Consider the following 26,464-nt stretch of genomic DNA (forward strand, 5'->3'; position numbering starts at 1 on the left):
CAAAAGGAAATGAATCATGGCAATCAATAAAATGCCGAGAATCACATTCCAGGCACACAGTCAGGCCGGCGACGACTGCTGGCATTCGGTCGTGATTTCGCTATTGCGCGGGCTGGCGGCTATCGAGGTTGCCGCCGCGCACCTGCGCGCGGACGTGTACCCGGGCATGCGTACGGTCGTGGATCCATCGATCTGGTTCAAAGGATTCACATTCGCTACCGGGTTTGCGCACCACGCGGTACTGGTGTTTTTCGTCATCAGTGGCTGGCTGGTGGGGGGCAGCCTGCTCGACAAGATCCGGCAGCCCGATGCGATAGCCAGCTATGCGATCGACCGTGTAACGCGTCTGTGGACGGTGCTGATGCCGACCTTCGTGCTGACACTGCTGTTCGGCTTCGCCACCGGGATCGTGGATGCGCAAGACGTCGATTTTCATCTTGCCAACGATTACTCCGCCGTGGTGTTCGGCGCCAACCTGGTCGGCCTGCAGACCATCGCCGTGCCTGCGTTCGGCGGCAACTTCCCACTCTGGAGCCTCGCCAACGAGACCTGGTATTACATCCTGTTTCCGCTCTTGGTCGTGCTGTTGCGCGCGCGCGGCCGCGCCCTGCGCGTAGCGTGCGGTGCCACGCTTCTCGTGCTGGCAGCCCTGTTGCCTGCCGCGATCGTCGGCTACTTCGTGATCTGGTTGCTGGGCGTGGCGTTCTCGCGGATCAGGATCGAGTGCAGCACCGGGCAGCGTACGGGCTGGCTGATACTGGTCGCCGCGCTGTGGGCGTATTATCGGCTGACCGGCGACATGAACGCGTTCACCCTTGCCAACCTGCTGCCGGACCTCGGGTGCAGCCTGGTGTTCCTGGTGCTTTTGTCGAGCCTGCAATTCAAGGCCGCCGCAACGTCCAGGCTGCGGTCCCGCCTGACCAGGATCGGCAGCTTTTTCGCGGAATTCTCCTTCAGCCTCTATGTCCTGCACGTGCCGCTGATCGGCCTGCTGCAGCATTGGACATTGAAGCGCTGGGGGCTACGCGAGCTGTCGCCGCACGAGCCGCTGCACTTCGCGCTCTATCTGGCCATGCTCGCCACATTGCTTGTGGGTGCCTATTTGTCATACCGGCTGTTCGAATCGCACACTTACCAGATTCGGCGGCTGCTCAAGCGCATGCTGCTGCAGCGCCCTGCACGCACGCCCGTCGCCCCGACCTTTCGCGCCGATTGAAGCCCGCGGACGGCGCGGCGCGCGCATTCAGGGACGGGATGCGATGTCGACCAGGGATTGGCCGAACTGCGGGTAATTGTGGGCGGCGCTATATTTTTCCTGCCAATCGGCGCGCGCACGCGTCCGGTATGCCACAGCCGACGCCCTGTCGCGGAAGCGCGCAAGCGCACTGGCGATGGTCGCGACGTCCGGATCTGCCGGGATCAGGATGCCATTCCTTTCATTGACGATTTCGCTGTTGCCGCCGACGTCGGTTGCCACCATCGGAATGCCGACCGAACTCGCCTCCATGAGACTGACAGGGATCCCTTCGCTCGAACTGACGTTGATGAACACATCAAAGGTTTGCTCCCGGTACAGCTTCATCACGTCTTCCTGCGCAAGGTAGCCCGTAAACACGACCTCGGCTCGCCTTCCTCCCAGCTTCGACTGGGCGTATGCCTGTAACTCCTCGAACAGCCCGCCGTCCCCGATATGGGTCCACCGGACACTGAGCGATGGTGCTGCCTCCAGCAGGTGCGCAATCGCATCGACGATGAGATGCAGGCGCTTCTCCTCGACGACGAAGGAACACGAGACGACGAAGAGCGCTTCCTCATGCGGCTGCGCGTTCTTGAACCCGGGGTCATCCACGCCGAGGCGCGCAGTGAAGCACTTGCGAGCCGCCGCCGGATGCGCGCGCGCCACGTAGGCCCGGCCGTGCTCGGAAATGCTGAAGACAGCGTCGATCCCGGCCAGTACCCCCTGCCGCAAACCTGCATAGCCACCGCTGCGCTTGTCCTCGTACAAGTCGCCGCGATGGGCTCGCGACACCACCTTGAGCGAGGGCTGGTACACATTCCGGAAACGGATCGCTCCCGCGATTTCCGGGAACATCCAGTAAAAATAAACGATGTCGATTTTCTTGTTCGCGTACCGAACCTGCTCGACCAGAAAGCGCTCGAACAGGCGGGCGCGGTACAGGGCGCGCGCCAATTCCTTCACGTTCTCCCAGCGGTGCGCGCCGCGCATGACACGCCGCGCATCGTCGAGCCACGCGTAGCGCCACAGCCCTCCCAGGAATGAACCGACCACGATGAAGCGTCGCTGCACGCCCCAGCGCGCATTCGCGTAATCGAGGTTGACCGGTAGCGAGGTCGGGCGCGGCGTGGCGTCTCGCGGGTAGAAACCCGGCACGAGTTCGACATGCGCGAAACACTGGGCAAGATATTCCAGTTCGGCCTTGATGAAGGCTTCGTTCCGGCCGTAAGGGTAAGAGGTGGTCACCACCAGTATGCGTTCCTGTTTCATTCACTCGTCTCCCTCGACAAAGGTCTCGACATCGGTGCGCGCGCCACTCGCCTCTGCCCGCTTCGCGGCCATGATCTTCCTGTACATGACCACGGTATACAGGGCAGTGATCGAAAACGCGACCGTCGACGCGAGTGCCGCACCGCTCGTTCCCATGACTGGAATGGCGAGGACGCCGCAGATGGCATTGATCACCAGGCACAAGATAGCGCCTTGGATATTCACTCTTTGAAATCCCATCCCGGCAAGGGCATTCGATATGATGCTCATATAGCTCCAGGTGACGATCCCCGGCAGCAGAATGATGAACGGTGCGACACTGCCCCGGAAATCCTTGCCGAACGCGAGCGGGATTGCGAACGACGAGATGGCGGCAGCGGCCAGCGCGCCAGTCAACGTCACCTGCACCACCAGTCTCGCCACTTTCGCCACCATGGCTTCCAGCGCCTCCGGCGACCTGCTGTTGGCGGCCGACTCCGGGTACACGATCGACGACGCGGCGCCCGAGAACAGCCACAGCATCTCCGCCAGCTGTACGGCCAGTGCGTAGAATCCAGTCGCGGTGGCGCCCAACATGAAGCTGACGAGATACAACGCGAGCCTGTAGTTAAGAAAGGTGATGACATTGCTGACGTGAGCGCGCAGCCCGAACGCAACCGCATCGCGCAATCGGTACTGGCCGGTGGCGCCAGGCGCGATCTTCCCGAGCCGCGATTCGCTCATCAGCCAGAGCGACAGTTGGCCGATGAGGTGGCACGTCACCACGGCCGCCACGCTGACGCTGCCGGTCAGGCCCAATAAGACAACCATGGCGAAAAAAATGAACGGGTGGATCAACAGTGTTCTGTTGTAGGTGCGATAGTCACGCTGGCCCCGGATCATCGACGACGACCATCCTGCCAGCAGCAGCAGCGGGAACAGGAGACTGGCATACAAGGCCAGGCCTTTGTGTATGCCTGGAAGGAAACGGGCGATGCGTTGCTCGCTGCCGGCGGCCAATATCAGCGCGACGACCACCCATAGCAGGGCTGCAAGAATCCAGTTCGCGGCGCGCATCTGCCGTGGATTGCCGGAACCGGAGCTCAGGTGGTACACGTGGCTCGCGCCCATGCCGAGGTTGAGAAATGCGTACAGCGCCTGGGGCAGCAACATTGCCGTGGCCAGCACCCCGTTACCCGCCGGCCCGAGCAGCCGCGCGGTGATGCACATCCCGGCAAAGTACAAGGAACCTGACAGGATCTGGCGGGCCACGGTCGCGCCAATGGTGGCAGACAGGTTCAAGTGCGAACCCGGGGATCGCCCCAATGAGAACGCTGCAAACAGGCTTCGCATCATTGTCTTCATCGTTGGCCTGCGGGTTGGGGTTCTGGTCCTGCCAGCTGAAGGTTCGCGCCGCGAAGCGCTAGGCCGAGTAGCCCAGCTGCGCCGCATCGTCGATGTATCGCGTACGACCGGAGCCAATTCGCAAGGCCATGTCGTTGAACAGCACCCCGCGCGGCGAAAGGCCTGCATGGTTCAGACGCTTGATCGATTCCGTGATCTCGGCGTCGGTCGTGACGCGCGCGCGCGCGAGGAGGAATATGGCACCGGCGAGATTGCCGATGATGAGGGCGTCGGATGCCAGCAGGATCGGCGGCGTGTCGATCAGCACCAGGTCGTAGTTGGCGCCGGCGGCTTCGAGTAGCGTGCTGAAATTCGCGTGCAGCAAAAAGTCCGAGCGGTTCGGCGGCAACGGGCCCGTCGGGATGAAGTCGAGATTCTCGAAGATCTCGTGGTGCACGACGTCTTCGATCCGCATCGATCCATTGATGGCCTTGGACAATCCCTGGTCGCGGCTGACGCCGAAGTAACGGTGCAGGTGGCCGCTGCGGAAGTCCGCATCGATCAGCAACACCCGCTTGCCGCTGGCCGCCATCACGGCTGCGAAGTTCGCCAGCACGAAGGACCTGCCGAGGCCGTGGGTCGGCCCGGCGAACATGACGATGTTGTTCCTGAAGTGGGGCATCGCGAACTGCAGGGCAGCCCGGAAGCTCCGCAGGCTTTCCACGGCGGCGTCCCCGGGAATGACACGGGCCAGCAGAGGCAAGGGCTCCATGCCGCCCCGCGCCTTGTGCATCAGCTTGTCCTGGTTGCTGCTGTGCGGGATCGTGGCGTAGACCACGCGGGCATGCAGCAAGCGCTCGATCTTCTGCGGATCGTCGATGCCGCCCTTCATCGCATTGCGTGCAAACGCGATCATTGTGCCGAGCAAGAGCCCAGTGACCACCGCGAGCGCGACGATCAGGGGCCGGTTCGGCTTGAGCGGCTTTTCGGGCGGCACCGGCTCATCGACCATGCGCACGTTGCTTACCCGGCCCACCGAAATCAGCCGCAACTGCTGGGCCGTGTTCGACAGTGCCGTGTACAGGTCCGTGCTGACCTTGATCTCCCGGGTCAGCCGAGCTTCTTCCTGCTCCAGTGCCGGCAAGGCCTTGATGCGCGCGTTGACTGCATCGATTTCCGCCTGGGCTTCCTTGCGCTGGCGATTGATGGTCGCGATGATCGGATGGTCTTCCGTGAAGCGTCCCAGCAATTCGGTTTTTTTCTGGATCAGGTCGAGGCTGCGGGTGCGCGTCGCTGCCGCCTGCGCGAGCATTTCCTTGGCCTCTTCCTGCAGGTCCACGGTGCCGTGGGTGTTGCGGAACTGGTTGTAGCGGTCTTCAGCCTGCTCGAGCTGGCGCTTGAGGATCGGCAGTTGCTGGTTCAGGAAGGCCAGCGACTTTTCCGCTTCCTCGGTCTTGCGCGCCAGATTCTGGCGCATGTACTCGCGGCCGATCTCGCGCAGGACCGCGTAGGTGCGCTGGGCATTCTCACCCTGCAGCTTGACCTCGATCACGCCGGACTGCTTGCCCTGCTCCGAGATCACGAGGGCGCTCTGGATCGCCTGGATCATGGCCACCCTCGAGATGCGGCGCAGGCGGAAACGCGCGCCGGCCTTCGCCTGAATCCGATCGACCTTCAGCTCAATGGTCCCTTCCGGCGTCGGCACGCGGTAGCGCTGGCCGACGATGCCGTCGAAAACGGTGCGCTGCCCGCCGCCGGAAAAACGGAAGCGCCCGCTCCCCAATGACGTCAGTGCGAACTCGCGGCCCAGCCAGGTCTCAGGCACCTCGAACACCGAAACTTCGGCCTTTTCGCCACCCCAGACATAGCCGCCGTAGCCGAACAGTCCCGGTTCGGACAGCGCGCCGCTGTTCTGGTTGGCGAACCAGAATCCGGCGACCGGGAAATACTTCGGCTGCGTGTCGATGTACAGCTGCAGGTTGTCGATCGCGCGCGATACGACCATGCGCGAGCGCAGCAACTCCATCTCGGCGATGGCTGCCTTCTTGGTCTCGAACAACGACGACGCTTCGCTCAGGATGTTCTTCGTGGCGTTCGGGCTTTCCTCCTCGACGTGGATCAGCAGGTCCGCTTCGAACACCGGCATCGCAAGCAGCGCGTACAGTACGGCTGCCAGGGTGATGAGGGCGGTGATTCCGCCGATCAGCCAGCGGCTGTCATAGAGTGTGTGCAGGTGGCTCTTGAGGTCGAAAGGCGGGTCGTCTGCCCCACCCGCGGTTGCGCGCGGATCGAAGGGGACGCTGACGATAGGCGGCGTATGGACCACAGGTGTCAGGGAATGCGACTCGCCGAGGGTGCTCATGGTCATGCTCCTGCAGGGTTCCGTGTGCGTGATCAAGCGTGCGTTCGTGTGCGCGGGTTTCAGGGCCGCGTGGTGGCGCTGACGGCCGACGTCAATGCCCCCGGGATCAGGAGGCTCAGGTTCCGGTTCCAGTTAGCCAGGGGCGTCGCTGCCACGTAGACGATGTCCTTGGGCTGCAGTTCGAAGGCTTCGGCCAGCGCCAGCGAACTGGCCTCGCGGGCATCGAGCCGGAACACGCGGGTCCGGCCGGACGTCTTGCGCACCACGTAGACCTGGCGCGCATCGCCGCTCAGCGGACTGATGCCGCCGCTCTCGCCGAGCGCCTCGTTCAGGGTGAGGCGCCCATCGTGCATCGTCAGCGCCTTGGGCGTGATGACCTCGCCGGAAACGAAGATCTTGCTTTCGTCCCGGGATTGCACGCGGACCACGTCGCCCGGCTTGAGCATGACGAGCCCAGGATTGATGCCCTTCTGCACGAGGTCGCGCAGGTTGACGCGGTAGCGCTGCTGGCTGCGCTCGAGGACGATCCTGCTCTGGTCGGCGGTGGGCAGCAGGCCGCCGGCACGGTTGAGCGCCTCGACAAGCGTCATCGGGATGTCGTTGATGGCTTGCAGGCCGGGTGCCTTGACCTCGCCGTCGATGTACACGCGCTTGCTGCGGTAGGACTGGACCCGCAACGTGACGTTCGGGCCCGCAAGATACCTGGAGAGTTTCTTCGTCAGGACCGCGCGGGCCTCTTCCTCGGTCAGGCCTTCGACGGGCACGAGGCCGATCAGCGGAAACTGGATGCGCCCGAGATGGTCGACCACGAAACCCGGCGGCGCCGCGTTCGCTCCGCTGGGATCGGGCGCGCCGGGGGACGCGTTCACGGCGGTCCCGGCCAGTTCAGGGTGATCCCAGACCACGATGGACAGCACGTCGCCGCTGCCGATCGCATAGGGCGCCGGATTCGGCACGAGCAGCTCGTCCAGGCCCTGGTTGGCCACGTCCTGGTGCTGCTGGCGCTCCACGGTGATCAGTTGTTCCGTGATCATTTCTGTCGGCGGCGCGGGTTCGTTGGCCCCCCCTTTGTCCTGCGAGCGGAACTGGATGACGGGGGCGCATCCCCCCAAGGCGAGCGCCAGCAAGGCGGCCGCCATACATTGCGTAGAGGAAGCTCTCATGATTTGCCTGTCGGAATGTGCTGCCAACCCCTGGCGATCCGAGTCAGCGTAAGCCCGCTACCCAGAATGGTTTTGGCGCACGTCAAACGGCAGGCTCAGGTCAGCATTAACGCCAGCGGCAATAGTTTGCCTGCGAGTGTGCGCGTATGCGGCGCGGAAATAAAAATACCCGCATCGGACATCGACGCGGGTATCGTTCTCGCTAGTTCGAGATGAGCGGATCAGCGTGAGCGGTGCGATCAGTACTCGTACGCGCCGACGTCGACTGCCGCGCCGCGCGGACGGGCCACGCCGGCGAAATCGATCGTCGGTGCCTTGGTCGAGGTGCCGCGGTCGATCGCGGGCGAGCTGCTGTACACGCGATAGTCGCCGGTGCCGTTCGCCAGGTAATTCCTGAACAGCGGATCCGACGAAATCGACCCGGACACGGCGCCTTTCACTTTCCAGCTGGTGCCGCTGCGTGCGACCAGGTTGTTGGCGTAACGGTTGTTACCGCCCATCTTGCCCATTTCGATCACGCCGTAAGCAACGTTGTCGTAGACGATATTGTTGGCGACGTAGTTGTTGGCAGAGCCGGTGGTAGTGCCGGCGTCGCCCTGGCCCAGCAGAATACCGATCTTGTTGTGGAACGAGGTGTTGTTCACGATCGTCGACGCGGTGGCGCCGTGCCATTGCTGGATACCAGCCATTGCAACGCCCGAGACAATATTGTTCGTGACGACGTTGTTTGCATTGGCGATATAGATGCCCTGGATCGTGTTGCATGCGCCGATATAGCGATAACCGATGTTACGCACCACGTTGCGGTCGATGAGGACGTTACCGACCGGACCATACGTGTCGATCGCTGCGCCGCCGCTGCCATTGCAGCCGCCGCTGACTGTCAGATCGTGGATGTAGTTGTTCTTGAACGTCAGGTACGCCCCCGAAGCCAGGAGACCATGACGGCCCGAGCCGGTGATCTGGAAGCCGTCGATATCGACATAGTTGCCGCGCGAGTCCCACGTGATACCGGTGCCCGACACGACGATCTTTGCGCCCCACTTCACGTCCGACACGAAGCGGATACGCGCGCTCGAGGTGCCGCTCTTCCGGGTCACGATGCCTGCACTGCTCAAGGAAGGTGCCGACACATAATATGTTCCAGCGGCAACGTGGACCGTCGATCCAGCGCTTGCCAGTGCGTCTGCACGCGTGATCGTCTTCACTGGCGCTGCTTGCGTGCCCGGGTTGGAATCGGAGCCCGTGGGCGACACGTAGATGTTAGTGGCCGCAATTGCGCTCCCACCGACTGCCAGCAACGCGACAGCACCAAAGCATGACAACAGGTTGATACGAACGTTCGGAACAAGCTTGACTGCGTTTTGCATTTAACTGCCTCAACAAGTGAAAGGAGTAGCTTTGAGGCGTGGAAACTTCCTAAGTTCAATGAATTTACGGAAAAATTTTTTAGGAGTAACAAACAATACAAAGAAATTTCCCCTACGAAAAATTTCCTAGGAGGATAATTACTTGTTGTTTGTTATGCCGTGACGCAGGGGGGACGGTCGCTCAAGGGCCGGACGGTGGGATTGCCGGACGCGCCATATGAACGCCGAAACATGTCGCATGCTTCAGTGTTCGAATGAGGGCAAGATTTGATCGTGGCCGCATGGCCGCGCCGACCGCGGGGGTCAGCGCATCTCTTCCATCAACCGCAGGGCACCTGCGAAACGCCACACGCGCCGCAGTTCGATGACGTCGTAGTTCGCCGCGACGTTCGGCGGAAACGCCGAATAACGCGCGTTCAGGCGCACGATGCGGCGCACGAAGTCGTCGATGTCGGCACGGCCGCTGGAGCGCAGGATGGTCACGTCCTCGACACTGCCGTCGCTCCGGATCGCCACGCTGACGATGGGGTCGGTGCGCACCACGTCGGCCGACAGTTGGGCGTCGCTCAGAACGGCGTTACGCTCGATTTTCTGGCGCACGCTGTCCATGTACATGCGCAGCGGAATGTCGTGGCGCGCCGCCCCGGCCAGGGCGCGCCGGACGGCACGTGCCGCGTCCTCGGCGGGCTGCACGGCCCGCGGCACGGGTTTCAGGATGTCGATACCGCGTATCATCTCGCGCGCACGCGAGGCCAGGTCGCTGCCCAGCGCGCCGCGCGGGAGCGTGCCGTTGCCGCGTCCAGCGCCATCGCCGCTGCCGCCGTCCGCGCCTGCGCGAGCGGGCCCCGGTGCTGCGGCGTCGGAAACGGCACGCTCGCGTGCCTGGCGGGCCTGCTCCTGGGCCAACCGGGCGTTCTCTTCCGCCTGACGGCGTACCGCCTGTTCGGCCTGGGCATGTTCCTGGCGCGACCTTTCTTCTGCGAGCCGGCGGGCCCTTTCCTGATCCGCCAGCTGTTGCCGGACGGCCTCCTCCGCGCGGCGTTGCTCGGCCAACTGCTGCACGCGTGCGTGCTCGGCCTGCTCGATACGCTGCTGTTCGGCCAGCTGCTGCGCCCGTTCCTGCTCGGCTTGCTGGACACGCTGCTGCTCGGCCAGCTGCTGTGCCCGCTCCTGCTCGGCTTGCTGGATACGCTGCTGTTCGGCCAGCTGCTGCGCCCGTTCCTGCTCGGCTTGCTGAATACGCTGCTGTGCGGCCAGCTGTTGCGCCCGCTCCTGCCCGGCTTGCTGGATACGCTGCTGCTCGGCCAGCTGCTGCGCCCGCTCCTGCCCGGCTTGCTGGATACGCTGCTGTTCGGCCAGCTGTTGTGCCCGCTCCTGCCCGGCCTGCTGAAGACGTCGCTGCTCCGCCAGGCGCCGGTCTTCCTCTTCCTGGCGTGCCCTCGCCTGCGCTTCCTCGGCCGCGCGCTGCCCGGCCAGCGCCGTCTCGTATTGCGCGGATTGCTCGGCGAGACGCTGGCGCTGCTGCTCGGCCTCGGCCCGCAGCCTGTCCTCGGCGTCGGCGCGCAGGCGGGCTTCGTCCGCTTCGCGCCGCAGCGCCCGCTCCTGCTCGCGTTCCTCAGCCAGGCGAGCGCGCTCGGCCCGTGCGGTTTCTTGCGCCATCGCATCGTCCTCGGCGGGTGCATCGGCCTCGGCCGGCGGCTCGGCGCGGGCCATCGGGTCCGGTGCGGGATCGGGCTCGACAGCCGGCAGCGGCACGTCGAACGTGTTGTCCTGATGGGTTTCCTGAGCGATCACCCGCGTGTGCAAGCCATCGGCCAGGCGCGTGGCAGGCGGTTTGCGGCGGCGTTTGACGACGCGCCGCGGCGGCGGCGCGGGCGTGGGTGCCGGTGCCTTGGGCACCGGTACCGGCACGACGGGATCGACGACCGTGAAACCGTGGCGCGGTGTGGCCGGCTGCTTCGGCGGCAAAGGCAGCGGCGCCACTGCCGCGGGCGAAAGTGCGACTGGGGCGGGCGGTAACGCAGATACCGGCGGCGGTGGCACAGGCGCCGAGTCCGGCACAGGCACGGCAGGCGCCGTCAGCCGGATCGACATCGGTCCGCCGGGTCCCGGCCGTAATCCGGGAATGCCGAACTGCAGGGACAGTACGAGGGCATGCAGCAGCAGGGAAACCAGCACGCCCATTGCCAGCCGTCGCTCGGACGCATCGTTGGCTATGACAGGTCGTGCCGCGGTGGCATTGGGCATGCTGGTCGTGTCGCGTCGGGCGTGAAGAAATGAAATGTTGCTGGATTGATAGCACAGCTTACACGCGACAGTAAAGGGGGCGCGCACAAATGGGGGCGCGCACGGTTCGGAACGCTGTTTGCAATCCCGGCTACAATGAATTGGACCGATCAGCAGCCAGAGGTTCGCATGTCGCCAGGATTTATTTTCGCAACGGGTATCGAAAACAGCATTCCGACGATCGACAACGGTCGCGTGCGCATGGACGAGATGGAAAAGTGCGGCCACTACAAATACTGGCGCACGGACTTCGACCTCGTGCAGGAACTCGGGTTGAAAGTCCTGCGCTACGGGCCGCCCTTGCACAAGACGTGGCTCGGGCCCAAGCGCTACGACTGGGAATTCGCCGACCTGGCGCTCAATGACCTGCGCCAGCGCAACATCGCGTCGATCGTCGACCTGTGCCACTTCGGCGTGCCCGACTGGATCGGCAACTTCCAGAACCCGGATTTTCCCGAGTTGTTCGCCGAGTATGCCGGCACGTTCGCGCGGCGCTACCCATGGCTGCAGTTGTACACGCCGATCAACGAGATGTCGATCTGCGCCCTCTTCTCCGCCCTGTACGGCTGGTGGAACGAGCAGATGACGACGGACCGCGGCTTCGTCACGGCGACGAAGAACCTCGTCAAGGCGAACATCCTGGCCATGCATGCGATCCTGCAAGTGCGTCCGGACGCCCTGTTCGTGCAAAGCGAATCGACCGAATACTTTCACGCCGAAAGCCCATCCGCCATCGGCCCCGCCGAGCTGTACAATTCCCGCCGCTTCCTGTCGCTGGACCTGAATTACGGCCGCCGCGTCGATTCCGAAATGTACGAATACATGATGGACAACGGCATGACGCGCGAGGAGTATCACTTCTTCCTGAACAATAATCTGAAGCACCACTGCATCATGGGCAACGATTATTACCAGACCAACGAGCACTACGTGTCCGCGGACGGGCTGACGCGGGCGGCGGGCGAGATCTTCGGCTATGCCGTCATCACGCACCAGTACTACAACCGCTACCGGCTGCCCGTGATGCACACGGAAACGAACTTGTGCGAAGGGCCGCGCGGCGACGAGGCCGTGCACTGGCTGCGCAAGGAGTGGGCGAATGTCCTGCGGGTCCGCAACAACGGTGTGCCGCTGGTCGGGTTCACCTGGTATTCGCTGACGGACCAGGTCGACTGGGACACGGCCCTGCGCGAGAACAACGGCAACGTCAATGCGTTGGGGCTGTTCGACCTCGACCGCAAGATCCGCCCCGTCGGCATCGCCTACAAGGAGCTCGTGCGCGCGTGGATGGAAGTGCTGCCGACGCAAAGCGTCTGCCTGCAGGTGCCGATCGTGATGCCGCACGAATTCCAGCGCCATGTGCCGCCGCCGAGCGGCTGGCCATTCGACGAAGACGCGACGCTCGCGCCACGTACCGAAGAGCGCGAGTGACCCGCAAGGTCAATGCTCGGCGGGCCCGAACGTGTAGGTATCGCCGTGCGCCAGGTAGACGACCTGCTGGTCGAGTCCGGCCGTCTTCACCTCCCGTGCAAAGTCCGACAGCGGCGACTTGAACACGTCGTAGTCGTCGTAATGGATCGGAATCGTTTTTTTCGGCTGGACGATCTGCATCAGGGTCACGCCGTCCTTGCCGTCCATCGTGACCCTGAAGACACCCAGGATGCGCGTGCCGCCCAGGTGCAGCAGGGCGAGGTCGACACCGGGAAACCGCTGGGGGATCGCCTTCAGGTCGTCGTAGATCAACGTATCGCCGCTGACATACATGCGATAGGCCGGGGCCGCCGTGTTCGGGCCGAAGTCGAGGACCGATCCCATCACGGAGGGCAGCAGCGCCTGCATGCCCGCCTTGCCGTGGCGACCCGGAGCCGCCGTGATGCGCAGTCGGGCCTCGCCTTTTTCGATGTCGATCCGGTCCCACGTCGCCAGCCCGAACGTGCGCTGGAAGCCCATGTCCTTGAGCTTGTTCGCCGCCGACTTGGTCGTGATGATGGGAATGTTCTTGTCGAGTTTTTCCTGCACGAGCCTGTCGAAGTGATCCTCGTGCAAGTGCGAGAGCACGACGAGATCAATCGGCGGCAACTGTTCGAGATTCAGGGCGGGATTCGTGAGGCGTTCGGACGTGATGCCGTAGCCGAGGTGCACATGGTCGCCCTTGTGCAGGAAATTGGGATCCGTCAGGATCGTGAAGCCCTGGTAGCGGATCAGCACCGTCGCGGTGCCGATGAACTGGACGGTGCCGTTCGCTGCAGCGGGCGCGCCCGCCGGTGGCAGCCTGAGTGCGAGCGTGGCGGATTCGGGCGCCTTCGTTTGCGCGCTTGCCATCACGCAACCGGACAGGAACATCACCATCATCCACACCACCCGGACCAGCACCATATCGCCTCCTTGCCATTGTCGAGTCAAGACTAGCATGGGGGTTTGCACGAAGGCGTTCGCTAGCCTGCAGTCAACGAAAGGATGGGGGATGGCCTGCCCAGCTGGGTTCGAACCAGCGACCCTCAGCTTAGAAGGCTGATGCTCTATCCAACTGAGCTATGGGCAGTACGGCTTCATAAATGAAAACGGGCCGTCGAGGACAGCCCGTTTGCAAACGGTGGTCGGAGTACAAGGATTCGAACCTTGGACCCCCTGCTCCCAAAGCAGGTGCGCTACCGGGCTGCGCTACACTCCGATTGGAACGATCATACCCCGCCGGACGGGAGGCGTCAATGAAGGGTCCTGCCGCGGCGGATGGTCAGACTTCGAAGCGCGCGGCGATGCGTCTGGCCATTGTCTCGGCCAGTTCGGCGTTCTTCGCCTCGACCATGACACGCACCAGCGGTTCCGTGCCGGACGGGCGGATCAGCACGCGGCCATTGTCGCCCAGCTCGCGCTCGACGTTCTCCTTCTCCGCCACGACGGCCGCGTTCTTCGTCCAGTCCGTACCCGGCTGCACGCGCACATTGATCAGGGTCTGAGGATACAGCGTCAGGTCGCTGCAGCACTCGGCCAGGCCCTGGCCGGAACGCTTGAGCGCGGTCAACACCTGCAGTGCCGACACGATGCCGTCGCCGGTCGTGTGCTTGTCCAGCGCCAGCAGGTGGCCCGAGCCTTCGCCGCCCAGCAGCCAACCGCGGTCCTGCATCATTTCCAGCACGTAGCGGTCGCCGACCTTCGCGCGCGCAAAACCGATGCCCATGTCCTTGAACGCCACTTCGAGTGCCATATTGGTCATCAGGGTGCCGACGGCACCGGCCACCGGACCGGTCGCCATGCGCGCGCGCACCATCACGTACAGCAGCTCGTCGCCGTTGTACAGGCGGCCTTTGGCGTCGCACATGATCAGGCGGTCGGCGTCGCCGTCCAGCGCGATGCCGAGGTCGGCCTCGTGCTCGACCACCGCGGCCGCCATCGCCTTCGGTGCCGTCGCGCCGACGCCGTCGTTGATGTTGAAGCCGTCCGGCTTGGTGCCCAGCTCGATGACTTCGGCGCCCAGTTCATGGAACACGTGCGGCGCAATGTTGTAGGCGGCGCCGTGGGCGCAGTCGACGACGATTTTCAGGCCACGCAGGTCGAGCTCGTTCGGGAACGTGCTCTTGCAGAATTCGATGTAACGGCCCTGCGCGTCGCGCAGGCGCGTGGCGCGGCCCAGCTTTTCCGACGATACGCAGCCCATCGGCTGGTCGATCATCTCCTCGATTTCGAGCTCGACGGCATCAGGCAGCTTGGTGCCATGGCCGGAGAAGAACTTGATGCCGTTGTCCTGGAAAGGATTGTGCGAGGCCGAAATCACGACGCCCGCCTGCAGGCGCAGTGCGCGCGTCAGGTACGCGATGGCCGGGGTCGGCATCGGGCCGGCCAGCATCACGTCGACGCCGGCTGCCGAGAAACCGGCTTCCAACGCCGCTTCCAGCATGTAGCCGGAAATGCGTGTGTCCTTGCCGATCAGGACCGTTGGACGTTCGCTGGTGCCGGCCTTGTCCTTGGCCAGCACCTTGCCGGCGGCATAGCCCAGCCGCATCACGAAGTCAGGGGTGATGGGCGACTTGCCCACCAGGCCGCGTACGCCATCGGTACCGAAATATTTGCGTGCCATTAATTAAATTCTCTTCATCTATTGATTATTCGTAGTGGCCGCTTGCCAGACTTTCAGCGCATCCACCGTCTCTGCCACATCATGGACCCGTACGATCCGGGCGCCCTGCGCTACCGCAGCGAGCGCACCGGCCAGGCTGCCGGCCAGCCGCTGCTCGACGCTGCGGCCCGTCACGGCGCCAATCATCGATTTGCGCGAGAGGCCCGCCAATACGGGCAGGCCCAGTTCGCTTTCCATGCGGTTTATGCTCCGGAGCAAAGCATAATTATGCTCGACACTCTTCCCAAAACCAAATCCGGGATCAATCGTGATACGTTCGCGTGCCACACCCGCCGCCAGCAGCGCATCGATCCGCTCGCGCAGGAAGGCGATCACGTCGGCCACGACGTCGACGTATTCGGGCTGTGCCTGCATGTCCTGCGGGGTGCCCTGCATATGCATTACGCACAGCCCGCAGTCGCTGTCCTTCACGGCCTCGATCGCGCCGGGCGCGCGGAAGCCGTTGATGTCGTTGATCATGTCCGCGCCCGCGATGATCGCCTCGCGCATCACCTCAGGCTTGCAGGTATCGATCGACAGCGGATAGCCGAGTTCGCGCAACGCGTAGATGGCCGGCATGATACGGCGCAGCTCTTCGTCGACGGGGACGCTGGGCGAACCCGGACGCGTGGATTCGCCGCCGATGTCGATGATGTCGACGCCGTCCTTGATCATCTGCTCGGCCCGCTCCACGGCGAATTCGAGGCCCTGGTAGCGGCCGCCGTCGGAAAAGGAATCGGGGGTGACGTTGAGGATGCCCATGACCAGCGGGCGCTGGGCGAGGTTATAGCCGAAACGGCCGCACTGCAGATATTGACGCATGACGAAAACCAACGGAATGAAGAATAAAAAGGCACCCGCTCGGGGTGCCTTTTCGAGGAGAGACCGCGCTGGTCAGGCCGGGGCGGTCGCGTTCGGGGCGACGCCGCTGTCGCTCGGAGGCGTGCGCTTGGTCAGGACGACCGACTTCGGCGGGCGCGGCTCGCGGCCGGCCATGATATCGTTGATCTGGTCGGCGTCGATGGTTTCCCATTCGAGCAGCGCCTTCGTCATCACTTCGACCTTGTCGCGGTTTTCTTCCAGCAGGCGGCGTGCCAGCGTGTACTGCGTGTCGAGGATGTTGCGGATCTCGGCATCGACCTTTTGCTGCGTCGCTTCGGAGATGGTCTTCACGGAGCCGCCGAAGAAGCCTTCGTTCGGATCATCCTCGTAGACCATCACGCCCATGCTTTCCGACATGCCGAAGCGGGTCACCATCGAGCGGGCCAGCTTGGTCGCGCGGGCGAAGTCGTTCGAGGCGCCGGTCGACATCTGGCCGACGAAGATCTCCTCGGCGATACGGCCGCCGAACAGGATCGAGATCTCTTCCAGCATCTTGTCCTTGTAGCCGGACAGGCTGTCGTGCTCCGGCAGCTGCCAGGTCAGGCCGAGGGCATAGCCGCGCGGCATGATCGTGACCTTGTGCACCGGGTCCGCCTTCGGCAGCAACTTGGCGATCACCGCGTGGCCCGACTCGTGGTACGCGGTGTTGCGGCGCTCTTCCTCGCGCATGACCATCGATTTGCGCTCCGGACCCATGAAGATCTTGTCCTTCGCGTCTTCGAAGTCGCTCATCTCGACGAGACGCTTGCTGCGGCGCGCGGCGAACAACGCGGCTTCGTTGACCAGGTTGGCCAGGTCGGCGCCGGAGAAGCCCGGGGTGCCGCGCGCAAGGATGTCGGCCTTCACGTCTGTGCCGATCGGCACTTTACGCATGTGCACATTCAGGATCTGTTCGCGGCCGCGGATGTCCGGCAGGCCCACCATCACCTGGCGGTCGAAACGGCCCGGACGCAGCAGTGCCTTGTCCAGCACGTCGGCACGGTTGGTCGCGGCGATCACGATCACGCCCGACGATGCCTCGAAACCGTCCATCTCGACCAGCAGCTGGTTCAGCGTCTGTTCGCGTTCGTCGTTGCCGCCGCCCATGCCGGCGCCACGATGGCGGCCGACGGCGTCGATCTCGTCGATGAAGATGATGCACGGCGAATGTTTTTTCGCGTTCTCGAACATGTCGCGCACGCGCGACGCACCCACGCCGACGAACATCTCGACGAAGTCCGAACCGGAGATCGAGAAGAACGGGACCTTGGCTTCGCCTGCGATGGCGCGGGCCAGCAGCGTCTTGCCGGTACCCGGGGGGCCAACCATCAGCACGCCGCGCGGGATGCGGCCGCCCAGTTTCTGGAACTTGGTCGGATCCTTCAGGAAGTCGACGATCTCGCCCACTTCTTCCTTCGCTTCGTCGCAGCCGGCGACGTCGGCGAACGTGACGGTGTTGTTCGTCTCGTCCATCATGCGCGCCTTCGACTTGCCGAACGAGAACGCCCCGCCCTTGCCGCCGCCCTGCATCTGGCGCATGAAGAACACCCAGACACCGATCAGGAGCAGCATCGGGAACCAGGAAATGAAGACTTGCTGGAGGAACGACGGTTCCTCGGGCGGCTTGACGTCGAAGCGCACGTTGTTGTCGCGCAGGTCGCCGATCAGGCCGCGGTCGAGCATGGTCGCGGTGGTGCGGACCTTGGTGTCGTCGGTGCGGGTCGCGGTGATGCTCGAACCTTCGATCACGACGTCCTTGATGCGTTTCGCCTTGACGTCATCGAGCAGCTCGGAATAAGCAATGGTCTTGCTGCCGCCCGCGACGCTGTGGTTGTCGAACTGCTTGAACAGCATGAACAACAGCAGCGCGACGACCACCCAGATGGCGGATTTGGAAAACATATTATTCACGAAGACTCCTCTGATGCGAACGCATCTTTTCCCATTTTTTCAAAGGCAGATTTTACCGCAATAAGCAGCCCGTGCCACGCACGACCGCCATAGTGCCTATGCTCCACTATAGCCGGTTTTTATTTCCGTTGCGCAGCCATCATGTACATAGACGTGGCTGTCCTTTGCTGATGTGCGGTTGTACCGCAGGAAATCAAGGGCGTTTCCGTCGAATTTCGCAATTTCAGGCGGCCGGATTTTTCAGCCCACGCCCCAGCAGGAAAATTTCCGAGGATTTGTCGCGGCTGGCCTTCGGTTTGATCTGTTTGACGACCTTGAATTCGGTGCGGAACTTCTCCAGGATCTGGGTAAATCCCATGTCCTTGAAGCATTTCACCAACAATGCCCCTGAAGGTTTGAGGTGCATTTGAGAGAACTCAATAGCGAGATCGATCAAATCCTCCATGCGCGCTGCATCTGCGGACGGAATACCGGAGAGATTCGGCGCCATGTCGGACAGCACGAGGTCGGCCATGCGACCTTCGAGGACGCCCGCCAGCTCGTCGAGCACCTCCTGCTCGCGGAAATCGCCCTGGATGAAATGCATGTCGGCGATCGGCTCCATCGGCAGGATGTCGAGGCCGATCATCGTGCCCTTGATGCCGCCCTCCTCGCCGCCGGCCAGCTTGCGCCGCGTGTACTGACCCCAGCTGCCCGGCGTGCAGCCGAGGTCGACGATCACCTGGCCCGCCTTGATGAGCTTTTCGCTTTCGTCGATTTCCTTCAGCTTGTAGGCCGCACGGGCCCGGTAGCCCTCTTTCTGTGCCAATTTGACATAGGGATCGTTGATGTGATCGTGAATCCAGTTTTTATTGAATTTGTTCTTGGCCATTCGCGTAAAATACTGCTTTTAATAGGTATCTCAAAATAACATCATGATCAAACTTACACCGGTCGAGCGTGCAGCGCTGCGTGCGGAAGCCCACGGACTCAATCCTGTCGTCATGATCGGCGCTGACGGCCTGACCGAGGCCGTCATGAAGGAAATCTCGTCCAGCCTCGACGCACACGGCCTCATCAAGGTACGCGTGTTCGGCGACGACCGCGAAGAGCGCATCGCGATCTACGAACGCATCTGCGCGGAACTCGACGCCGCGCCGGTCCAGCACATCGGCAAGCTGCTCGTGCTGTACCGCCCGAAGAAGGACGACGTCAAGGAACGTTCGGCCAAGTCCGGCAAGGGCCTGCGCGAAGTCACCATCGTCAAGCCGAGCCCGAGCGGCACCAAGAAGCCGACCGTGACCAAGGTCCTGCTAAAAGGCAACGAGCGCGTCACGCAAGGCGGCAACATCAAACGGGCCAAGCCACGTCAGGCCAGCACCAAGAAGACGGCCCTGAAATAAGCCGTGTTCACCAAAAATTAACCGGGGCCGCTACCCCGGTTTTTTTATGCCTCAGCGGGCCTTCACGACAAGAAGCGCGCCAAGGATGCTCTCGGCCAGGTACAACACCTGCGAGACCCCGTGCAGCGCCGCGAACGTGCCCCACTGCGGCGACGCCCGCACACCGGCCGGCCCGGCCGCTGCGCGGATCGCCGCCATCATCGGCTGCAGGCCCAGGTAGACGACGAGGCTGCATGCCAGCATGCCGGCGATCAGCGCATACAGCCAGCGCTTGCGCCGCGCGTCCACATCCGCCGCACGCGACGTCAGCAGCGCCAGCAGCACGGCCAACGCGATCGCCAGCCAGGCCGAGCGCGTCAGCATGACGCCGACGACGTTGCCCGCCTGCGTGCTGTCGAGCACGGCGAACGCGCTCGGCGCGGCCAGGTAGCTGACGGCCCAGATACTGCCGGCCCACAGGGCGGCCAGCAGCAGGCGCGCGTTGGCGAGCATCGTGGCGGAATTAAACGTAGCGGACTTCCAGGATTTCGTATTCGCGCGGGCCGGACGGCGCCTGCACTTCGACCACGTCGCCGGCGTATTTGCCGATCAGCGCGCGCGCGATCGGCGAGGTGACGGAGACCTTGTTCTCCTTGAGGTCGGCTTCGTCGATGCCGACGATCTGGTAGGTGACCTTCTGGCCGTTGTCGAGGTCCTCGAGGTCGACGGTCGAAGCGAACACGACGCGGCCTTCCGCATCCAGCGTGGACGGGTCGATGATCTGCGCGGTGGACAGCTTCTGCTCCAGCTCGGCGATTCGGCCTTCGACGAAGGCCTGGCGCTCCTTGGCGGCGTCGTATTCGGCGTTTTCCGACAGGTCGCCGTGCGAGCGCGCCTCGGCGATCGCATCGATCACGTTGCGGCGTTCCTTGGTCTTGAGCTGGTGCAGCTCTTCCTTCAACTTCTCGGCGCCGAATTTGGTCAATGGAGTGTTCATCGTATTCTGTTCTCAGTGTTTGCGGACGTACCAAGTGAAAACCACAGAGCCGCACGGCGCAAGCCGCGCGAACTCTGTGGTCTTAGGTACTGCTAAGCGGTGGTGCTATGTTACCGCATCGCCGCTTAGTTTAAGGTTTTATGCAGGCCTTGTAAATCGTACACCCGCAGTTCGTCCAGGTGACGCATGCCCTGCACGGCCGCCTCGGCGCCGGCGATGGTCGTGTAGGTGACCACGCGCGCCTGCAGTGCCGACGTACGGATCGTACGCGAGTCGGCGATGGCGCTGCGCTTCTCTTCGACCGTGTTCACCACCATCGCGATCTCGTGGTTCTTGATCATGTCGACGATGTGCGGACGGCCTTCGATCACCTTGTTGACCGGAGTGACCGGGATGCCGGCGGCGGCGATGACGGCCGCGGTGCCCTTCGTCGCGACGAGCGAGAAGCCCAGTTCGACGAGGTCGCGCGCCACTTTCACGGTGCGCGGCTTGTCCGAGCCCTTCACGGACAGGAACACGCGGCCGGTCTCCGGCAGGATGATGCCGGCCGCCAGCTGCGACTTGACGAACGCTTCGCCGAACGTCATGCCCACGCCCATCACTTCGCCCGTCGACTTCATCTCCGGGCCGAGGATCGTGTCGACGCCCGGGAACTTCACGAACGGGAACACGGCTTCCTTGACGCTATAGAACGGCGGCACGATCTCTTTCGTGACGCCCTGCTGTGCGAGCGTCTGGCCGACCATGCAGCGTGCGGCGATCTTCGCCAGCTGCAGGCCCGTCGCCTTCGACACGAACGGCACGGTACGCGAGGCGCGCGGGTTCACTTCCAGCACATACACGGTGTCCACGGTCTGGCCGTCGACTTCCGACTGCTGGATCGCGAACTGCACGTTCATCAGGCCGACGACGTTCAGCGCCTTCGCCATCAGCGAGGTCTGGCGCTTCAGTTCATCGATGGTGGCCTGGGCCAGCGAGTACGGCGGCAGCGAGCACGCGGAGTCGCCCGAGTGCACGCCGGCCTGCTCGATGTGTTCCATCACGCCGCCGATGAAGGTCGTCTCGCCGTCCGAGATGCAGTCGACGTCGACTTCGATCGCGTCGTTCAGGAAGCGGTCCAGCAGCACCGGCGAATCGTTCGACACCTTCACGGCCTCGCGCATGTAGCGTTCGAGGTCGCGCTGCTCGTGGACGATCTCCATCGCGCGGCCGCCCAGCACGTACGACGGACGCACGACGAGCGGGTAGCCGATCTCGGACGCCAGCGCCAGCGCTTCGGCTTCCGTGCGCGCGGTGCGGTTCGGCGGCTGGCGCAGGCCCAGGTCCTGCAGCAGCTTCTGGAAGCGCTCGCGGTCTTCGGCCGCGTCGATCATGTCCGGCGACGTGCCGATGATCGGGACGCCGTTCTTTTCCAGGTCCAGCGCGAGCTTCAGCGGGGTCTGGCCGCCGTACTGGACGATCACGCCTTCCGGCTTTTCCAGGTCGACGATTTCGAGCACGTCTTCCAGGGTCAGCGATTCGAAGTAGAGGCGGTCGGACGTGTCGTAGTCGGTCGACACGGTCTCCGGGTTGCAGTTGACCATGATGGTCTCGTAGCCGTCTTCGCGCATCGCGAGGGCCGCGTGCACGCAGCAGTAGTCGAACTCGATGCCCTGGCCGATGCGGTTCGGGCCACCGCCCAGCACCATGATCTTCTTCTTGTCGGTCGGATTCGACTCGCATTCCTCGTCGTACGTCGAGTACATGTACGCGGTATTGGTCGCGAATTCGGCGGCGCAGGTGTCGACGCGCTTGTAGACCGGACGGATGCCGAACTCGTGGCGCTTGGCGCGCACGGCTTCCGGCGTCGTCTGCATCAGGAACGCGAGGCGGCGGTCGGAGAAGCCCTTCTGCTTCAGTTTATACAGCGTCGGCTTGTCGAGGCTGTCCAGCTTCTGGTGATCCAGCCACAGTTCGATGTCGACGATTTCCTTGATCTGGATGAGGAACCACGGATCGATCTTGGTGAGGTTGTGCACCTCTTCCAGCGTGAAACCCTGCGCGAACGCGTCGCCCACGTACCAGATGCGCTCCGGACCCGGCTCGCCCAGTTCTTCCTCGATCTTTTCGCGGTCGCGGGTCTTTTCGTTCAGGCCGTCGACGCCGACTTCCAGGCCGCGCAGCGCTTTCTGGAACGATTCCTGGAACGTGCGGCCGATCGCCATCACTTCGCCGACGGACTTCATCTGCGTCGTCAGGTGCTTGTCGGCGGTCGGGAATTTCTCGAACGTGAAGCGCGGGATCTTCGTCACGACGTAGTCGATCGACGGCTCGAACGAGGCCGGGGTCGCGCCGCCGGTGATCTCGTTGCGCAGCTCATCCAGCGTGAACCCTACCGCCAATTTCGCTGCAACTTTGGCAATGGGGAAGCCGGTGGCCTTCGATGCCAAAGCGGACGAACGCGACACGCGCGGGTTCATCTCGATGACGATCATGCGGCCGTCCTTCGGGTTGATCGAGAACTGCACGTTCGAGCCGCCCGTGTCGACGCCGATTTCGCGCAGCACGTTGATCGACGCGTTGCGCATGATCTGGTATTCCTTGTCCGTCAGCGTCTGCGCCGGCGCGACCGTGATCGAGTCGCCCGTGTGCACGCCCATCGGATCGAGGTTCTCGATCGAGCAAATGATGATGCAGTTGTCCTTCTTGTCGCGCACGACTTCCATCTCGTACTCTTTCCAGCCGAGCAGCGATTCTTCGATCAGCAGTTCGGAGGTCGGCGACGCTTCCAGGCCGCGCTTGCAGATCGCTTCGAATTCTTCTTCGTTGTAAGCGATGCCGCCGCCCGAGCCGCCCATCGTGAACGACGGACGGATGATGGTCGGGAAGCCCAGTTCGCGCTGCACGGTGCGCGCTTCGTCCATCGAGTGGGCGATGCCGGAACGGGCCGAACCCAGGCCGATCTTGGTCATCGCTTCCTTGAACTTGAAGCGGTCCTCGGCCTTGTCGATGGCTTCCGGCGTCGCGCCGATCAGTTCGACCTTGTACTTGTCGAGGACGCCGTGGCGGTGCAGGTCCAGCGCGCAGTTCAGCGCGGTCTGGCCGCCCATCGTCGGCAGGATCGCGTCCGGACGCTCCTTGTCGATGATGCGCTCGACGGCCTTCCACGTGATCGGCTCGATGTAGGTGACGTCGGCCGTTTCCGGGTCCGTCATGATGGTCGCCGGGTTCGAGTTGACCAGGATGACCTTGTAGCCTTCTTCGCGCAGCGCCTTGCAGGCCTGGGCGCCGGAGTAGTCGAATTCGACCGCCTGGCCGATGACGATCGGGCCCGCGCCGATGATCAGGATGCTTTTGATGTCAGTACGTTTTGGCATTTATTTCTTCTCACTTGCTGGCGTGGGCTTGCATCTTGCTGATGAAACGGTCGAACAGGTAGGCGACGTCCGTCGGGCCGGGCGACGCTTCCGGGTGGCCCTGGAAGCAGAACGCCGGCTTGTCGGTGCGCTCGAAGCCCTGCAGCGAGCCGTCGAACAGCGACACGTGGGTCACGCGGCAGTTGGCCGGCAGCGTCGCGGCATCGACTGCGAAGCCGTGGTTCTGCGACGTGATCATGACCTGCTTCGAATCCAGGTCCTGCACCGGGTGGTTGGCGCCGTGGTGGCCGAACTTCATCTTGACGGTCTTCGCGCCCGAGGCCAGCGCCATGATCTGGTGGCCGAGGCAGATGCCGAACGTCGGGATGCCCGAGTCGATCACTTTCTTCGTCGCGGCGATCGCGTAGTCGCACGCGGCCGGGTCGCCCGGACCATTGGCGAGGAAGATGCCGTCCGGATTCAGAGCCAGCGCTTCTTCCGCGGTGGCTTGCGCCGGCAGCACGGTGATCTTGCAGCCGCGCTCGGCCAGCATGCGCAGGATGTTGCGCTTGACGCCGTAGTCGAAGGCGACGACGTGGAACTGCGGGTTCTCCTGCTTGCCGTAGCCCTCGCCCAGCTTCCATTCGGTCTGGTCGAACGTGTACGGTTCCTTGACGGAGACGACCTTCGCCAGGTCCATGCCGTTCAGGCCCGGGAACGAGCGCGCCAGTTCCAGCGCCTGCGCTTCCGACGGCTCATTGCCCTGCGTGCCGGTCAGGATCGCGCCGTTCTGGGCGCCCTTCTCGCGCAGGATGCGGGTCAGCTTGCGGGTGTCGATGCCGGCGATGGCGACGACGTTTTCCTGCTTCAGGTAGTCCGACAGCGATTGGGTGGAGCGGAAATTCGAGGCCAGCAGCGGCAGGTCACGGATGATCAGGCCGGCGGCGTGGACTTTCGAGGCTTCGACGTCTTCGGCGTTGATGCCGTAGTTGCCGATATGGGGGTACGTCAGCGTGACGATCTGACGCGAATAGCTGGGGTCGGTCAGGATTTCCTGGTACCCGGTGATGGCGGTATTGAATACCACTTCACCGATGGTGTGACCGGCGGCGCCGATCGAATATCCTTTGAAAATGGTTCCGTCTGCCAGAGCGAGGATGGCTGGAACGGCTGGGCCAGAAAAAAATGGCGGCAAGGGCAACTCCCGATAAAGTCGCCGTAGGCTGCGCCACGTCAGACCGGCCTGAACAGGGTGTGGGCATGCATCTCGCCCAGTGTTACAGGTCGCTAGATAGAGGTATGTGTGGGGTAGTCGCTACGGCAGATAAGTGATGGCTAAACCTCTGAATTATAGCGCGATTTATATCGGCCGGCAATCGCCCGCCCTACGTTTTTCCTCTAAATACCCTGCAGAAAAAAAATCGGCGGGCGGGCGCGACGATCTGTCGCACCACGCCCGCCGACTTGACGTAAACGTAAATTACAGGCCCAGCGCGGCGATACCGGCCTTGGCGATCTGCGCGTCTTCCGCCGATTTCACGCCCGACACGCCCACGGCGCCGACGACGTCGCCGTTGACGACGATGGGCACGCCGCCTTCCAGCATGCCGTCCAGTTCCGGCGCGCGGGCGAACGACACGCGGCCGTTGTTGATCATGTCCTCGTAGATCTTCGACTCACGACGGCCCAGCGCGGCCGTCCTGGCCTTGGCCGGGGCGATGTGGGCCGATACCGGGGCGGCGCCGTCCAGGCGCTGCAGCCACAGCGGGTGGCCGCCGTCGTCGCAGATGGCGATGACGACTTTCCAGCCGTTAGCGACCGCTTCGGCTTCGGCGCCGGCGGCGATCTTCTTGATGTCTTCGAGGGTAAGGACGGGCTTGGTTTGCATCTTGAGTCTTTCTTTCGTGTGGCGTTACAAAAAAGGTCTGCGATCAGCGCGCGGCCGACAGCGGGGCCGGCGTGCCCTGTTTGGCCTTCAGCCTGGCCTTGAGGTCGGCCATGACGCCGGCCGCGGCCTGCTCGCCGGCCAGCACGGCCAGGTTGCGGCCGGTGAAGTCGGCGCTGCCCATCGTGCCCAGCGCGGGCGTGATGACGACGTCGGCATCCTTCAGCTCGTACTGGTTCAGGCGCTGGCCCATGATGGTGAAGGTCTGCATCAGCACGTCCACGGAACTCGCGGTGGCCTGCGCCTCGGTCGCACTGGAGATATTAACCGCGATGATGAATTCGGCGCCCATTTCCTTCGCGAAGCGAACGGGCACGGGGGCGACGAGGCCGCCGTCGACGTAGCTGCGGCCGCTGATCACGACCGGCTGGAACACGCCGGGCACCGACGACGACGCGCGCACGGCCATGCCGGTGTTACCACGGCGGAACAGGATCGGCTTGCCCGTCTTCAGGTCCGTGGCGACGGCGCCGAATGGAATCTTGAGCTTTTCGATCGGCTGGTTGTGCACGGCCTTGTTCACATAGGTCTGCAGCGCCTCCCCTTTCAGCACGCCGGGGGCCTTGCTGAAGAACGGGATGGCCCAGTCGGAGATCGTCGTCTCGTCCATGTCGAGGGCGATCTTCTGCAGCTGGAATCCGTTGTAGCCGGACGCGTACAGCGCGCCGACGACGGAACCGGCACTCGTGCCGACGACGATGTCGGGCACGATGCCCTGGGCTTCCAGGGCCTTGATCACGCCGATGTGGGCGAAGCCGCGCGCGGCGCCGCCGCCGAGGGCGAGCGCGATTTTCACGTGACGCAGCGGGACGGGGCTCGGCGTGGCGGCCACCGGCGCGGCCGGCTGGGTGGGCGTGGAGCCGCAGCCCGCGAGCAGTGCCGCGGCACCGAGCGTGGCGAGAAGGGAACGTCGGGAAAAGGTCATCCCGA

General features: G+C 63.6%; 20 protein-coding genes, 2 tRNA genes and 1 pseudogene. 3 read left to right on the forward strand and 20 right to left on the reverse strand.

Annotated features, from left to right (window positions below; all coding sequences use genetic code 11):
* The first annotated feature begins 16 nt into the window (after window positions 1-16).
* Window positions 17-1,216, forward strand: a complete 1,200-nt coding sequence (locus tag ACEN9H_RS19895; RefSeq protein ID WP_413671809.1) for an acyltransferase family protein — start codon at window positions 17-19, stop codon at window positions 1,214-1,216.
* 27 nt (window positions 1,217-1,243) lie between these two features.
* Here ACEN9H_RS19895 and ACEN9H_RS19900 read toward each other — a convergent pair whose 3' ends face one another.
* The 7 genes and pseudogenes from ACEN9H_RS19900 to ACEN9H_RS19930 form a co-directional block, all read right to left on the reverse strand.
* On the reverse strand, window positions 1,244-2,506 hold the full coding sequence (locus ACEN9H_RS19900; RefSeq protein WP_413671810.1) for a glycosyltransferase: 1,263 nt from the start codon (window positions 2,504-2,506) through the stop codon (window positions 1,244-1,246).
* The gene (locus tag ACEN9H_RS19905; RefSeq protein ID WP_413671811.1) at window positions 2,507-3,850 is read right to left on the reverse strand and encodes a lipopolysaccharide biosynthesis protein; all 1,344 of its coding nucleotides are present in this window, start codon (window positions 3,848-3,850) and stop codon (window positions 2,507-2,509) included.
* Between the two features lie 58 nt (window positions 3,851-3,908).
* Window positions 3,909-6,191, reverse strand: coding sequence for a polysaccharide biosynthesis tyrosine autokinase (locus ACEN9H_RS19910; RefSeq protein WP_413671812.1), 2,283 nt, complete (start codon window positions 6,189-6,191; stop codon window positions 3,909-3,911).
* Between the two features lie 59 nt (window positions 6,192-6,250).
* The gene (locus ACEN9H_RS19915) at window positions 6,251-7,354 is read right to left on the reverse strand and encodes a polysaccharide biosynthesis/export family protein (protein ID WP_413671813.1); all 1,104 of its coding nucleotides are present in this window, start codon (window positions 7,352-7,354) and stop codon (window positions 6,251-6,253) included.
* Window positions 7,355-7,593: 239 nt separating this feature from the next.
* Window positions 7,594-8,454: a choice-of-anchor Q domain-containing protein gene (locus ACEN9H_RS19920; protein WP_413675610.1), complete on the reverse strand. Its 861-nt coding sequence runs from the start codon at window positions 8,452-8,454 to the stop codon at window positions 7,594-7,596.
* A gap of 27 nt (window positions 8,455-8,481) precedes the next feature.
* A pseudogene (locus tag ACEN9H_RS19925) lies at window positions 8,482-8,724 on the reverse strand (DUF1565 domain-containing protein); the annotation flags it as partial.
* A 303-nt stretch (window positions 8,725-9,027) separates the two neighbouring features.
* Window positions 9,028-10,971, reverse strand: coding sequence for a TonB C-terminal domain-containing protein (locus ACEN9H_RS19930; protein ID WP_413671814.1), 1,944 nt, complete (start codon window positions 10,969-10,971; stop codon window positions 9,028-9,030).
* A 168-nt stretch (window positions 10,972-11,139) separates the two neighbouring features.
* Between ACEN9H_RS19930 and ACEN9H_RS19935 the strand changes: the two genes are divergently transcribed.
* Window positions 11,140-12,441, forward strand: a complete 1,302-nt coding sequence (locus ACEN9H_RS19935) for a family 1 glycosylhydrolase (RefSeq protein WP_082577730.1) — start codon at window positions 11,140-11,142, stop codon at window positions 12,439-12,441.
* Window positions 12,442-12,450: 9 nt separating this feature from the next.
* On the opposite strand, the gene ACEN9H_RS19940 is transcribed toward ACEN9H_RS19935, so the two are convergent.
* The 7 genes from ACEN9H_RS19940 to ACEN9H_RS19970 all read right to left on the reverse strand — a co-directional run bounded on the left by ACEN9H_RS19940 (window position 12,451) and on the right by ACEN9H_RS19970 (window position 18,767).
* Window positions 12,451-13,386 carry an MBL fold metallo-hydrolase gene (locus ACEN9H_RS19940; protein WP_413671815.1) on the reverse strand — a complete coding sequence of 312 codons (936 nt, stop codon included), beginning with the start codon at window positions 13,384-13,386 and terminating at the stop codon, window positions 12,451-12,453.
* Between the two features lie 89 nt (window positions 13,387-13,475).
* Window positions 13,476-13,552: transfer RNA gene (locus ACEN9H_RS19945), tRNA-Arg, on the reverse strand.
* 52 nt (window positions 13,553-13,604) lie between these two features.
* Window positions 13,605-13,681 (reverse strand) — tRNA-Pro (locus ACEN9H_RS19950).
* A 63-nt stretch (window positions 13,682-13,744) separates the two neighbouring features.
* Entirely contained in the window at window positions 13,745-15,085 is a 1,341-nt protein-coding gene (glmM, locus tag ACEN9H_RS19955) for a phosphoglucosamine mutase (protein ID WP_413671816.1), read from the reverse strand.
* 18 nt (window positions 15,086-15,103) lie between these two features.
* Window positions 15,104-15,946 carry a dihydropteroate synthase gene (folP, locus tag ACEN9H_RS19960; protein WP_160409044.1) on the reverse strand — a complete coding sequence of 281 codons (843 nt, stop codon included), beginning with the start codon at window positions 15,944-15,946 and terminating at the stop codon, window positions 15,104-15,106.
* A 72-nt stretch (window positions 15,947-16,018) separates the two neighbouring features.
* Entirely contained in the window at window positions 16,019-17,896 is a 1,878-nt protein-coding gene (gene ftsH, locus ACEN9H_RS19965) for an ATP-dependent zinc metalloprotease FtsH (protein WP_036234132.1), read from the reverse strand.
* 223 nt (window positions 17,897-18,119) lie between these two features.
* Window positions 18,120-18,767, reverse strand: a complete 648-nt coding sequence (locus tag ACEN9H_RS19970; RefSeq protein WP_413671817.1) for an RlmE family RNA methyltransferase — start codon at window positions 18,765-18,767, stop codon at window positions 18,120-18,122.
* A gap of 43 nt (window positions 18,768-18,810) precedes the next feature.
* Here ACEN9H_RS19970 and yhbY point away from each other — a divergent pair, with 43 nt between their 5' ends.
* A complete protein-coding gene (gene yhbY, locus ACEN9H_RS19975; protein WP_056127985.1) occupies window positions 18,811-19,278 on the forward strand; it encodes a ribosome assembly RNA-binding protein YhbY in 468 nt (155 codons plus the stop codon).
* Between the two features lie 51 nt (window positions 19,279-19,329).
* On the opposite strand, the gene ACEN9H_RS19980 is transcribed toward yhbY, so the two are convergent.
* The 6 genes from ACEN9H_RS19980 to ACEN9H_RS20005 all read right to left on the reverse strand — a co-directional run bounded on the left by ACEN9H_RS19980 (window position 19,330) and on the right by ACEN9H_RS20005 (window position 26,459).
* A complete protein-coding gene (locus tag ACEN9H_RS19980) occupies window positions 19,330-19,770 on the reverse strand; it encodes a DUF4149 domain-containing protein (protein WP_413671818.1) in 441 nt (146 codons plus the stop codon).
* Between the two features lie 10 nt (window positions 19,771-19,780).
* A complete protein-coding gene (gene greA, locus ACEN9H_RS19985) occupies window positions 19,781-20,254 on the reverse strand; it encodes a transcription elongation factor GreA (protein ID WP_056127980.1) in 474 nt (157 codons plus the stop codon).
* Between the two features lie 125 nt (window positions 20,255-20,379).
* Window positions 20,380-23,610 (reverse strand): carbamoyl-phosphate synthase large subunit, encoded by a 3,231-nt coding sequence (gene carB, locus ACEN9H_RS19990; protein WP_413671819.1) that lies wholly within the window; start codon window positions 23,608-23,610, stop codon window positions 20,380-20,382.
* A gap of 10 nt (window positions 23,611-23,620) precedes the next feature.
* Complete coding sequence (gene carA / locus ACEN9H_RS19995; protein ID WP_056127974.1) at window positions 23,621-24,784, reverse strand: glutamine-hydrolyzing carbamoyl-phosphate synthase small subunit; 1,164 nt, start codon at window positions 24,782-24,784, stop codon at window positions 23,621-23,623.
* 285 nt (window positions 24,785-25,069) lie between these two features.
* Window positions 25,070-25,477 (reverse strand): heme-binding protein, encoded by a 408-nt coding sequence (locus tag ACEN9H_RS20000; RefSeq protein ID WP_413671820.1) that lies wholly within the window; start codon window positions 25,475-25,477, stop codon window positions 25,070-25,072.
* A gap of 43 nt (window positions 25,478-25,520) precedes the next feature.
* Window positions 25,521-26,459 (reverse strand): patatin-like phospholipase family protein, encoded by a 939-nt coding sequence (locus ACEN9H_RS20005; RefSeq protein WP_413671821.1) that lies wholly within the window; start codon window positions 26,457-26,459, stop codon window positions 25,521-25,523.
* Window positions 26,460-26,464 lie beyond the last annotated feature (5 nt).

Source organism: Massilia cellulosiltytica (assembly GCF_047325105.1).
In the GTDB taxonomy this organism is placed as follows: Bacteria; Pseudomonadota; Gammaproteobacteria; order Burkholderiales; family Burkholderiaceae_D; genus Telluria; species Telluria orientalis.

What these genes read in the sequence shown, in the direction of transcription:
- glmM (WP_413671816.1), bottom strand. Translation starts at nt 15,085, where the DNA reads ATGGCACGCAAATATTTCGGTACCGATGGCGTACGCGGCCTGGTGGGC.
- ACEN9H_RS19895 (WP_413671809.1), top strand. Translation starts at nt 17, where the DNA reads ATGGCAATCAATAAAATGCCGAGAATCACATTCCAGGCACACAGTCAG.
- ACEN9H_RS20000 (WP_413671820.1), bottom strand. Translation starts at nt 25,477, where the DNA reads ATGCAAACCAAGCCCGTCCTTACCCTCGAAGACATCAAGAAGATCGCC.
- carB (WP_413671819.1), bottom strand. Translation starts at nt 23,610, where the DNA reads ATGCCAAAACGTACTGACATCAAAAGCATCCTGATCATCGGCGCGGGC.
- ACEN9H_RS19980 (WP_413671818.1), bottom strand. Translation starts at nt 19,770, where the DNA reads ATGCTCGCCAACGCGCGCCTGCTGCTGGCCGCCCTGTGGGCCGGCAGT.
- folP (WP_160409044.1), bottom strand. Translation starts at nt 15,946, where the DNA reads ATGCGTCAATATCTGCAGTGCGGCCGTTTCGGCTATAACCTCGCCCAG.
- ACEN9H_RS20005 (WP_413671821.1), bottom strand. Translation starts at nt 26,459, where the DNA reads ATGACCTTTTCCCGACGTTCCCTTCTCGCCACGCTCGGTGCCGCGGCA.
- yhbY (WP_056127985.1), top strand. Translation starts at nt 18,811, where the DNA reads ATGATCAAACTTACACCGGTCGAGCGTGCAGCGCTGCGTGCGGAAGCC.
- ACEN9H_RS19900 (WP_413671810.1), bottom strand. Translation starts at nt 2,506, where the DNA reads ATGAAACAGGAACGCATACTGGTGGTGACCACCTCTTACCCTTACGGC.
- greA (WP_056127980.1), bottom strand. Translation starts at nt 20,254, where the DNA reads ATGAACACTCCATTGACCAAATTCGGCGCCGAGAAGTTGAAGGAAGAG.
- ACEN9H_RS19935 (WP_082577730.1), top strand. Translation starts at nt 11,140, where the DNA reads ATGTCGCCAGGATTTATTTTCGCAACGGGTATCGAAAACAGCATTCCG.
- ACEN9H_RS19915 (WP_413671813.1), bottom strand. Translation starts at nt 7,354, where the DNA reads ATGAGAGCTTCCTCTACGCAATGTATGGCGGCCGCCTTGCTGGCGCTC.
- ACEN9H_RS19970 (WP_413671817.1), bottom strand. Translation starts at nt 18,767, where the DNA reads ATGGCCAAGAACAAATTCAATAAAAACTGGATTCACGATCACATCAAC.
- ACEN9H_RS19910 (WP_413671812.1), bottom strand. Translation starts at nt 6,191, where the DNA reads ATGAGCACCCTCGGCGAGTCGCATTCCCTGACACCTGTGGTCCATACG.
- ACEN9H_RS19905 (WP_413671811.1), bottom strand. Translation starts at nt 3,850, where the DNA reads ATGAAGACAATGATGCGAAGCCTGTTTGCAGCGTTCTCATTGGGGCGA.
- ACEN9H_RS19940 (WP_413671815.1), bottom strand. Translation starts at nt 13,386, where the DNA reads ATGGTGCTGGTCCGGGTGGTGTGGATGATGGTGATGTTCCTGTCCGGT.
- ACEN9H_RS19930 (WP_413671814.1), bottom strand. Translation starts at nt 10,971, where the DNA reads ATGCCCAATGCCACCGCGGCACGACCTGTCATAGCCAACGATGCGTCC.